Below are 10,599 nucleotides of genomic sequence, written 5' to 3' on the forward strand. Positions count from 1 at the left end.
ATGATGTAGCCATGCGTATATCTGGGTAATTCATATTATATTATAGCGTAATTTCATAATGACAACTAGTCTTGACAAATTTAAAAATTAGTCACTTAGACCATTTTTTTGTGATGTTTTCAATGAACGATATAAATCAAGAAAGGATTGTTCAGTTTTAGAATTACCTTTTGGTGTAAAGTAATTAGCATTTTTAATACGATCGGGTAGATATTGCTGTGGTATCCAATCATTTTTAAATTCATGAGGATAAACATAGTTGACACCACGGCCTAAATCACCTGCACCTTTATAATGTGCATCTTTGAGATGATTTGGAATATCACCTATTTTTCCTAAATGTATATCCGCTAAAGCGCGGTCGATAGCCTGATAAGCAGAATTTGATTTAGGAGATAGTGAGAGTTCAATAATTGCGTTTGCCAAAGGAATTCGTGCTTCAGGTAATCCCAAAGCTTGAGCAGCTTGTGTAGCTAAAACAGCTCTTTGTACGGCAGTAGGATTGGCTAAACCTATGTCTTCATAGGCAATAACTGTTAACCTTCTGGCAAGTATGTTCAAATCTCCAGATTCGATAATTCTTGCAGCATAATGTAATGCGGCATCGGTATCTGATCCTCGAATAGATTTTTGTAAAGCGGAAATGACATCATAGTGAGCATCACCGTCTTTATCAGCAGATAAAGATTTTTTCTGTATGGTTTCTTCGATGATGGGTAATGTAATATGAATGACGTCATCAGTATTTTTAGGTGTTGATAATACAGCAAGTTCTAATCCGTTTAGTGCGCTACGCAAATCGCCATTGGTTGCACGAGTTAGATGGTGTAGTGCTGGTTCGTCTAATTGAATAGAATAATGACCTAATCCGTTTGTTTTGTCATGTAGTGCTCGTATTATTGCTTTCTTAATATCAAGTTCCTCTAGTGGCTTGACTTCAAAGATTTGAGTTCGCGAACGAATCGCTGGCGTAACATTAATATATGGATTTTCGGTTGTTGCACCAATTAAAATAATTGCACCTGATTCTAGATGTGGTAATAAAAAATCTTGCTTCACTTTATTTAATCGATGTATTTCATCGAGTAGCAAAATCACAGTGCCTGACATTTTTGCTTCCTCAGCTACGATTTGTAAATCTTTTTGAGTATCGGTTGCTGCATTAAGTATACGAAATGCGTATTTGGATGAGCCGGCAATTGCGGAGGCAATTGATGTTTTGCCGATACCTGGGGGTCCATAAAGAATCATTGAATGTAACCTTTTAGCAGCAACCATACGCCAAATGATTTTATTTTTTCCAACGAGATGCTGCTGACCAACAATGTCTTCGATTTTATCTGGACGCATGCGATACGCTAACGGTTGTTGCATAAGATAAACTACCTAAAATCATTCTGAAATATACGTTAGAATGTTTCCCTTCTATCAAAATTAATTGAAATATATATTATCAATGTTAACTGCATAGTTTGTTTGCAATAAGACAACTATAGGATCATCTTGTTTATTAATTATGGTCTGATCCGAAATAATTGTAAAAGAATGACCAGTTTTTGAAGCCAATGCAACGTAAAAAGATAAGAGCTCACCAGCAGTCCTTTGATCAATCACCACTTTACCGTCTTTGTAGGTTTTTAGGGTATTTTCAAATAATGATTGTATTTTGCTGTTAGTTATCTGTGATTTTTTTACTGCAGCTACAACACGTTCTCTAAATGTTCCCAAATAACGTCGCTGTTCGTCAGGATTAATTTTAATAGGAGAACCCGATTTTTCTTGTTGAAGGCGTTCATTGATGTCCATTAATTCCAATCTCCGATACGTTTTAGTATATATATTATACTTTAATCACAAATCAGAATTCAAATGTAAAAGAAAAACGTCACCAAACGGTGACGTTTCAACCAAAATTGACTTAAGTGTATTAACCCAAACGGTTGTAGTATTCGACAATCAAAGCTTCGTTGATATCAGCATCTAATTCTTCACGTTCTGGCAAACGTACTAAAGTACCTTCAAGCTTTTCAGCATCGAAAGAAACGAATTGTGGGCGAGCCACAACTGATTCAACGGCAACTTGGATAGGTACAATGTTTTTTGACTTATCGCGAACAGAAATAACTTGACCTGGTGTAACATTGAATGAAGCAATGTCAACACGCTTACCATCAACCAAAATGTGACCATGGTTTACTAATTGACGGGCTTGTTGGCGTGTAGTTGCCAATCCGAGACGGTAAACAAGTGAATCTAAACGTTGTTCCAATAAGATCATGAAGTTAGTACCGTGAGTACCCTTACGAATCTTACCAGCTTTGTTAAACAAAGAATGGAATTGACGTTCTGTCAAACCATAAGTGAAACGCAACTTTTGCTTTTCACGCAATTGTGTACCGTATTCAGAAATTTTTGCGCGACGACCTGCACCGTGATCACCAGGTGCGTATGCGCGACGTGACAATTCTTTACCTGTACCAGACAATGAAACACCTAAGCGACGTGAGATACGCCACTTTGGACCTGTATAACGTGACATGTATATGTCCTCCAAAATGTAGTTTGTCGTACATTTGAGGGTAAATACCAGATGCGTGCAGCGCCTATCTTGACGTTTCTCAGAACCAGTAGCATGGTCTTACTAACGATTTGGGGCGTTGTTGACGCGCTTCTTTATTTACTGCTACTCAATTTACAACTTAGAAAATCATATCAAATTTTGTCTAATTAAGCAAGTTATTAAGAAAAACATAAACGACTTGAGATTTAGCAAAAAAAGAACGAAGCTCTGCATAAGATCACTGTGCGTGTTAGAATTAATGTATCAAGTAAAAATGGGATAAAACACATGAATTTAACTATATTAGCTATCGTACTACTTTTAGTCATTATTGCTTATTTAGCAATCTTTTTTACGCAAAGGACAACTGTAAAGCGGGTCAATCTTTTAAAATTAAAAAAAGAACAATTAACATCATTGAAAGTCAGGGATGAGCTAGTTGAAGGCCGAAAGCTATCATTAACTGGGCAATCTCTGAAAGAATACCAGGCGCTTGAAAGACAGTTTAATGATATAAAAAATAATAAGTTTCTAAAAATTGATCAACAAGCTAACTTGGTTTTGTTTGAAGCTCGTGGTATTAACTTTGTTAAAACAAGACATGAATTAGCGCGATTGGAATCAATGATTGATAATACTGAGCAAACAATAAACGAAGTGCGAAGTGGTCTGTCTGAGTTGAAAAAAATCAACGAAGCTCATCGAGAAGCAATTAATGATTTGAAGAAAAAGTATGATGATTTGCGTAAACGCTTATTAGCTGAAAACTTTAAGTATGGACCTGCAAATGACGGTCTAGATAAGTTTTTGTCACAGCTTGAAAAAGATTATGAAGAATTCACGAAGCTTACTGAAGACGGAGACCATGCTACTGCATCAGACATCTATGAACAGTTAGCCATGGAAACAACTCAAATGGAAACCATGATGAGTGATATTCCTGATTTATTTGAGAAGTTGAATAAAGTATATGTTGAACAGTTAAATGATTTATCGCAAGGACATGCTGATATGTTGAATCAGGGATTTGTATTTCCAAATGATACAGTCGATACAGAGCTAACTGCGATTGATTCTCAACGTCAACAAGTACTAAAGTTATTGGGAGAATTAAAGCTAAAAGAGGTTGTTGAGCAAAGTAGCTACATTGAACGTCGTATTGATTCCTTATACGATTTGATGGAATCTGAAGTTTCGGCTAGACAACAAGTTAAGAAACATGCTAGTCAATTATCTTCTGATTTGTTGCGCATAAGAGAACAAAATAGTGCGCTATCTATTGAATTAGATCGTTTAGGACAAAATTTCCAATTTACACATCGCGAATTGGAATTACGTCGCACATTACTTGAGCGTATCAATGAAGGGGAAGACCAAATTAATCATAATGACGATCTACTGGAATCAGCGGAAATGTCATTTAGTGAGTTACAATCAAAGCAAGAACAGCTCATAGAACAATTTGCAGATATCGAAGCACAACAAGTTGACATTTGGAAAAATATTTCTGGGTTAGAGAAGGCGCAAAAATCCGCCAGAAAATTTGGCGCACAGTATCAAAAAGAAATCGAAAATATTAAACATTCTGTTGAAAGAATGAATTTGCCTGGTTTACCAGCCAACTATCTTGAATACTTTTTTGCAGTTGCGAACGAATTAGAGCGACTTGCTAAATCATTACAAGCTACATTAGTTAATATGGATGAAGTGCAACGCCAATTAAATATTGTTTCTTCAGATATTGATACTCTAAAAGAAAAAACAGAAAAGATTATTGATCAAGCTGCATTAACTGAACAATTATTGCAGTATGCTAACCGCTATAGAGCAGGGAATGATCGTGTTGCTGCAGCTAGTGAGCAGGCAAGAATGTTCTATGAACGTGATTATAGTTTTGATAAAGCTATGGATGTTTTAGGTCCAGCCTTAGATAGTGTTGAGCCTGGTATATATGAAAAGATTGTTGATTCATATATGCGACGTAAAACGCCTTTAGTATAGGAAAATTTTAAAAACAAAAATACTCGTCCGAATATATTCGGACGAGTATTTTTGTTAAGACAACTTTGAATGGCGAACACCATAAGCAAAGTACCATATAATGCCAAGTATAACCCATATACTGAATAATTGTAACGTTTCAAGTGGTAATTTAGTAATTAGATATAAACTAATAACACCAGCAATAAATGGTATGAAAGGGTAACCTGGTACTTTAAACCCATCATGAGTTAAGTCTTTGCGACGACGTAGTATCAAGATTCCGAAATTAATAAAAGTAAAAGCTAGTAGTGTGCCAGCGTTGATTAAGCTAGCTAGTGTATTAAGTGGTATTAATCCTGCAATTATAGATTCTACTATGACTGCTAGTATAAGTGCATTAACAGGTAGACGTGATCCGGAAGAGATACGGCCTAAAGATTTAGGTAATAAACCATCACGACCAAAAGAGTAAGTTAGTCTTGATGAAGCATGTACTAAAGCGAGTATGGCTGTAAACATACCAACAAGGGCACCAACTGTAATGACAACGGCAAATTGAGTTTGGTGAATTGCTTGAAGTGCGAATGCAGCTGGGTCATCAACCCCTAGTTTTTTATAATTAACGATACCTGTTAGTACAACTGAGAACAAAACATAAAGTAAAGCTGAGATAATAACAGTGCCCATAATCCCACGTGCCATAGTTTTTTGTGGTTTTTTTACTTCAGCGGCATGAGCTGCAATGGTATCAAATCCTAGAAAAGCAAAGATAATACTTGCAGTGGCTGCCATAATACCGTTTAATCCAAGAGGACCAGAATGGAATTCTTTTGGATAAAAGGGGACGTAATTTGCATGTTTAATAAAGAATGAACCACCAATGATAAATAGTGCCAAAATAGTAACCTTTAATATAACAGCACCATTTTCAATTTTTTTGGAAGCATTTAATCCTCTTGATAAAATCATTGTGACTATCAAAATAATCAAAATGGCAAATAGATTAATGAAACCGCCTTCCAAAGGACAAGAGAGCAACGATTTTGGTATATGAATGCCAAAAGTTAATAGTAGATTATTGAGATAAGCTGAAAAGCCAGTAGCAATGGCCGATACAGCCAAAAAATATTCTAGAATTAACGACCAACCCAATAGCCATCCGATAATCTCACCATAAATAACACTACCATAAGAATAAGCAGAACCGGCAACAGGCATTGCCGAAGAAAATTCAGCAAATGCCATACCAGATAAACCTGAATAAATGGCAGCTATCAGAAAAGCAATAGACACAGCGGGACCAGCATTTTGAGCAGCTTCATGCCCTGGTAGTATGAATATTCCAGTGCCAATAACAGTTCCAACACCTAAACCAATAAGGTCTTTAGTGCTTAATTCGCGTGACATGTGAGAATCTGCTTGTATATAATTATGTACAGATTCCCTTTTGAATGCTCTCGCAAAAATAGACATAGTATTCTCCAATTTTAATTTAATTCAAACATAAGTCCCATTTTATCAACTTCGTTAACAAATGTCTAACAAGGAGTTATAAGATACGTTACAATATAACTAATAAGGAATAGTACATATGAAAGATAACAAAGTTTTTGTAATTACTGGCGCCACTGGCGTTGGGAAAACCACAATTGCACGCTACTTACAAGAAAATTATCATATGCCACGTGTTGTAACGCATACAACACGTTTACCACGTGAACGAGAAATTGATGGTCTGTCCTATTATTTTGAGACAGAAACAAGTTTTGAATGTAATCATTACTTAGAACGTGTTGTTTATGATGGTGAAAATTATGGATCATCATTTGAAGGGCTTGCTCGTGGATGGGAAAAAAATAAATTTATTACTATTGTTTTAGATACAGCGGGTGCCATAACATATGCACAGGAACTTGGTGATCAAGCGGTGATTATCTTTGTTACTGTGACAACACCAAATACACTTGTTGAGCGGGTTCAAGTCAGAGGAGATAATCCTACTGCAGTAAAAAGACGTATTGAGTCACCAGAATTTTTACGAGATGTTGTTTTGCCTAAGGAACTAGAAGGCATTGCTTATGAGCTAGTTAACGATGATTGGTCTAAGACAAAATCGCGTTTAGATTTGATCGTCTGGGATATTATTAATGGTAGAAGTATCCCTCAAAAAATCGATTTAGAAAAACGTAGTTAATATATTGACATATGAAATTAAAAAGATTATGATTATCTCATAAAAGTTTAAGGATTTTAACAAATGGCTAACAGTATCTCCACAATTAAAAACAGTTTTTACTTTTGGTGTTTTGGATAATCGTCCTTTTACCAAAAGTGTTTTGAGTTGGTATTCGGATGGTTTTATTATTTCCGAGTGCCGTGTGAGCAAAGTCAATGACAGTAGCTAAAGCACATTCGGAGAATACCGAATGTGCTTTTTGTTAGAACAATTACTTATTTATAATTAGGATAAAAATATGCCCAACACAAAATTATCGTTATTGGAATCTTTTAATAAAAAACTGAATCTAGTTCAACCAAGTGCTATCAGAGCGTTTGATAATGAAGTGAGTGATATACCAGATATTTTAAAGTTAACATTGGGTGAACCTGATTTTGATGTACCTGAACACATTAAAAAAGCAGCAATAGCTTCTATTCAGAACAATGATTCACATTATGCAGCGTCAAATGGAACGATTGCATTACGTAAAGCAGCATCACACTTTTTAAGAGATCGTTATGATCTAGAATACAATCCTAACAATGAAATTATTGTAACAGTAGGAGCGAGTGAGGGAATCTATACTGTTTTAACTTCTTTGTTAAATGAGGGTGACAAGGTTCTTCTACCAACGCCAATTTTTCCTTTGTACATACCGGTTACCTTGGTTGGTGGTGGAGAACCTGTATTTATTGATACATCAGCAAATGATTTTGTGTTAAGCCCTGATATGTTAAAAGCAGCGATAGCTGAACATGGGGATAAAATAAAAGCTATTGTTTTGAATTTTCCGTCAAATCCTACTGGTGTTACTTACAGTGAAGAAGACATTAAGGCATTAGCAGATGTTTTGAGCGAGACCAATATCGTTGTGATTTCTGATGAAATTTATTCTGAATTAACCTACAGTAGAAAACATGTTTCAATGGCTAAATATTTACCAGAACAAACACTACTATTAAATGGTGTATCAAAGTCTCATGCGATGACTGGCTATCGTATTGGATTACTTGCTGGTCCCGCTGAATTGATTAATAAATTGAGTCTTATTCATCAATTTACAATCACTACCGCAACTAATTCGGCAATGGCAGCTGCAGCAGAAGCTTTGGGAACAGAAGCTGGACGTCAGGATAGCCTAGACATGAAAGTTGAGTATGAAGCACGACGTAACTTTGTTTATCAAGAGATGACAGAGTTGGGATTTAAAATTCCAAAGCCTGATGGTGCATTTTATATTTTTGCCAAAATACCTACTTTTGATAATAAGTTAGCTGATGATTTTGCCTTTGCACGAGATTTAGCGTACAAAAACAAGTTAGCAGTCATTCCTGGATCAGCGTTTGGACCTGGTGGTGAAGGGTACATTCGTATTAGTTATGCAGCTTCTATGGATAATCTGATTGAAGCTATGAAAAGATTATCTTCTTATATTAAGGAAATAAATCATGGTTAAAATTTTAATGACAAGTGTACGTGATGATGAAGAATTTGCCATTAAACGCTATGCTCAAAATAATGATATTGAGATTGATATTTCACGAGAAGAGTTTCATCCAAGTACAGCACCTGATTTAAGCCAGTACGATGGATTAGTTATTCAACAAACAGCTTCTATTAATGGTGATGCTTCTTTTTATAAGAAACTAGTCCATCAGGGATTAAAACAAATTACTACTCGAACTGCTGGGTACGATATGGTCGAAGTGAGTTTAGCGAAAAACGCTGGTTTAAAAGTTACTAATGTTCCTGCTTATTCTCCCAGATCAGTTGCTGAAATGGCCTTAATGCAAATATTTCGTTTGCTACGTAGAACGTTAGAATTTGAACAGCGACTATCTCGTAATGATTTTCTTTGGCAAGGATTACAATCAAAAGAAATACATACAGTCACTGTAGGGATCATAGGCGCTGGTCGTATTGGTGGTACGCTGGCAAAACTATTATCAGCCCTTGGCACAAAAGTAATTGCATATGATGTCAACCCTAACCCTGCTTTAGAGCCTTATCTTAGTTATGTGACTAAACAGACATTACTAACTGAAAGTGATGTTATAAGTTTACATGTTGATTTAAATAGTACAACGGTTGATTTGATCAATCGTGAAGATTTTTCAAAAATGAAAAAAGATGCATTACTAGTCAATGCATCTCGTGGACCGGTAATCAATACTGATGATTTAATTACTGCCTTAGAGACTAATCAAATTGCAGCTGCCGCATTAGATACAGTTGAAAATGAATCTCAAGTATTTAATAAAGATCTTAGTAATAGTGGTATACCAGATCATCGTATACAAAAGTTACTGATGATGCCTAATGTTTTGATAACACCACATGTCGCTTTTTTTACAAATACTGCAGTGGAAAACATGGTTGACATTTCGTTGGATGATGTGATGACAATAATCTCTGGTCAAAAATCAGAGCATGAAATTTAAAGCGCAATTTTTTGCGCATAAATATATGTTTGAAATGAAGGTGAGATAAACGAATGATGAAAAGAAAAAGCAGTTCAATAAAAAGTTTCTTGTTGATATTCTAAATGGGACCAGTCTAGGAATTGTTATTGCGCTTATTCCAAGTGCACTAGTTAGTCAATTGTTACTACTATTTTCTAGTAATCCAGTTGCCTCTAAAATCGGGTACATGACCACTTTAATTCAAAGCACATTACCGATTGTTTCCGGATTTGCTGTTGGGCAAATTATGCGATTATCTGCAATTGATTCAGGTTCTATTGCACTGGCGATGTTTGTTTCTTCAGGAGTTGTCACGCAAACACCTAAAGGGATGGTCATTTCAGGAACTGGGGTCATTTTAAACATTGTTTTGGTAGCATTACTAGCAACGATACTCGTTAAATTAACCGAAACTGCGTTCGGACATCTAAAAATGTTGTTACAACCGTTAGTTGTTGTGTTAGTTGCGGGGGGATTGGATTAATAACGTTAAATCCATTAAAACAAGTGCAAAATTTAATTGGATAGTCAGTCGCTTATGCTACGGATTTAACGCCTTTGTTAATGGGAATATTATTGGGGATGATTTTTGCCTTCCTTGTTGTATCACCGCTGTCTTCCGTCGGTATTGCTACTGCAATTGGCTTAAGCGGGGTTGGTTCAGGAGCTGCTAATGCTGGTATTGTTGTTGCCAGTTTTACATTGGCGGTAATGGGTTCAAGCGTAAACCCATTAGGTGGTACCTTAGCACATTTTATTGGATCACCAAAAATTCAAATGGCAAACATGTTAACTAAACCTAGATTATTTATACCTACGACGATTGCTTCGGCAATAATGGGTGGTGTTGCAACATTATTTAACATGAACGGCACGCCATTTTCTGCAGGATTTGGATTTTCGGGTCTAATCGGTCCAGTAACAGCTTATAGCCTTTCGGATAAAAACGTATTATCGATAGTAGCAGTGTTGATAACTTTCATTATAGCGTCAGTAATATTGGCAGTTATTCTAAAGTGGGTATTCATGACAAAATTTAAATGGATTAGACCAGCAGATTTAAAATTAACATTGCAATAATCAAGCAGCCGAGAGGCTGCTTTTTAAAAAGCGAACGATAAAAAGAAACATGTATATATAGAGAATAAAAAGCGAACGTAAGAGGGAAAGAAAGAAGGAAGTAAAAGGAAAGTAAAAAAAGTAAAGAAGAGGTGTTGACTGAGGGGAAGAAAGTTGCTATATTAGAACATGTCTTAAGGCAAAGGGGAGCAGCGAGGAATTGCGAGAGAGCGATTGAGGGTTGACAACTTTGAGAAGAGATAGTATAGTAATAAAGTTGTGTTAAGAGCGGAAAGCGCGAGAGAGAAAAACAT

General features: G+C 35.9%; 8 protein-coding genes and 1 pseudogene. 5 read left to right on the top strand and 4 right to left on the bottom strand.

Going from position 1 to position 10,599, the window contains the following annotated elements:
• Positions 1-87: 87 nt before the first annotated feature.
• The 3 genes from K5Q12_RS05160 to rpsD form a co-directional block, all read right to left on the bottom strand.
• Positions 88-1,374: a replication-associated recombination protein A gene (locus tag K5Q12_RS05160; protein ID WP_220742635.1), complete on the bottom strand. Its 1,287-nt coding sequence runs from the start codon at positions 1,372-1,374 to the stop codon at positions 88-90.
• A 60-nt stretch (positions 1,375-1,434) separates the two neighbouring features.
• Entirely contained in the window at positions 1,435-1,806 is a 372-nt protein-coding gene (locus tag K5Q12_RS05165) for a DUF1694 domain-containing protein (protein WP_220742636.1), read from the bottom strand.
• Between the two features lie 121 nt (positions 1,807-1,927).
• Positions 1,928-2,539, bottom strand: a complete 612-nt coding sequence (gene rpsD / locus K5Q12_RS05170; protein WP_220742637.1) for a 30S ribosomal protein S4 — start codon at positions 2,537-2,539, stop codon at positions 1,928-1,930.
• A 309-nt stretch (positions 2,540-2,848) separates the two neighbouring features.
• Here rpsD and ezrA point away from each other — a divergent pair, with 309 nt between their 5' ends.
• Positions 2,849-4,561: a septation ring formation regulator EzrA gene (gene ezrA / locus K5Q12_RS05175; RefSeq protein ID WP_220742638.1), complete on the top strand. Its 1,713-nt coding sequence runs from the start codon at positions 2,849-2,851 to the stop codon at positions 4,559-4,561.
• A gap of 54 nt (positions 4,562-4,615) precedes the next feature.
• Here the strand turns inward: ezrA and K5Q12_RS05180 are convergent, their stop codons facing one another.
• On the bottom strand, positions 4,616-6,016 hold the full coding sequence (locus tag K5Q12_RS05180) for an APC family permease (RefSeq protein WP_220742639.1): 1,401 nt from the start codon (positions 6,014-6,016) through the stop codon (positions 4,616-4,618).
• A gap of 118 nt (positions 6,017-6,134) precedes the next feature.
• Between K5Q12_RS05180 and K5Q12_RS05185 the strand changes: the two genes are divergently transcribed.
• From K5Q12_RS05185 to K5Q12_RS05200, 4 genes and pseudogenes are all read left to right on the top strand, one after another.
• Positions 6,135-6,737 (top strand): AAA family ATPase, encoded by a 603-nt coding sequence (locus K5Q12_RS05185; RefSeq protein WP_220742640.1) that lies wholly within the window; start codon positions 6,135-6,137, stop codon positions 6,735-6,737.
• A 280-nt stretch (positions 6,738-7,017) separates the two neighbouring features.
• The gene (locus tag K5Q12_RS05190; RefSeq protein WP_220742641.1) at positions 7,018-8,220 is read left to right on the top strand and encodes an aminotransferase class I/II-fold pyridoxal phosphate-dependent enzyme; all 1,203 of its coding nucleotides are present in this window, start codon (positions 7,018-7,020) and stop codon (positions 8,218-8,220) included.
• The gene (locus K5Q12_RS05195) at positions 8,213-9,205 is read left to right on the top strand and encodes a D-2-hydroxyacid dehydrogenase (RefSeq protein ID WP_220742642.1); all 993 of its coding nucleotides are present in this window, start codon (positions 8,213-8,215) and stop codon (positions 9,203-9,205) included. Before K5Q12_RS05190 ends, K5Q12_RS05195 begins: the two co-directional genes overlap by 8 nt.
• Before the next feature lie 97 nt (positions 9,206-9,302).
• A pseudogene (locus tag K5Q12_RS05200) lies at positions 9,303-10,306 on the top strand (PTS sugar transporter subunit IIC).
• Positions 10,307-10,599: the final 293 nt, after the last annotated feature.

The organism is Leuconostoc palmae, from assembly GCF_019656075.1.
Lineage (GTDB): Bacteria > Bacillota > Bacilli > Lactobacillales > Lactobacillaceae > Leuconostoc > Leuconostoc palmae.